Source organism: Vibrio sp. OPT46, from assembly GCF_015163535.1.
Lineage (GTDB): Bacteria > Pseudomonadota > Gammaproteobacteria > Enterobacterales > Vibrionaceae > Vibrio > Vibrio alginolyticus.
Genome location: NZ_JADDYG010000401.1, coordinates 1,015 through 1,633, shown reverse-complemented (window position 1 = coordinate 1,633; position 619 = coordinate 1,015). Strand labels below are relative to the sequence as shown.

1 pseudogene is annotated in these 619 nt (G+C 51.7%); it reads left to right on the top strand.

The features are described 5' to 3' along the window. Positions 1–619 (top strand): annotated as a pseudogene (locus IQR33_RS33490) (tetrathionate reductase subunit TtrA); the annotation flags it as partial.

Genomic DNA, 619 nt, shown 5'->3' with positions numbered 1-619 from the left:
CGAAAGCTGGGGTATGGCAACGCCTTGGCACGACGTTCCGGTGAAAACCGTCACCGCTCGTTGGCCGATTGTGGAAGCGCGAACAGAGAAAACCGCCGATGGTCGTTCGATTTGCTTAGAAAACTTTTTGATTGATGTCGCCAAGAAAATGCAACTAGGCGGCTTTGGTGACAACGCGATTCAAGATGCGCAAGGGAATTGGCACGCTCTCCACAGCGCTGAAGATTTCTACTTACGTTCCGCGGCAAACTTGGCTTATGTGAAAGGCGGGGTGCCTGAAGTTTCGGCAGAAGACATTGCGTGGTCCGGCCTAGAGCGTTTAATGCCAGCCATGCAGAAGACGCTGACAGCGGATGAGATGAAACGTGTGGCGTTTATTTTTGCTCGCGGTGGACGTTTTGAAAATGCAACCGAAGCGTATCAAGGTGAGCAAATGAAGCACAAATGGACACGACCTGTCGCGATATGGAATGAACGTGTCGGCAGCGCAAGAAACACCATGACCGGTGATTTCTACACGGGTTGCCCAACATGGCATCCACAAAAGCTGGCCGATGGCACACCAATGGAAGACCAGTTCCCAAGCTCAGAATGGCCTTTCAGCCTGACGAACTTTAAA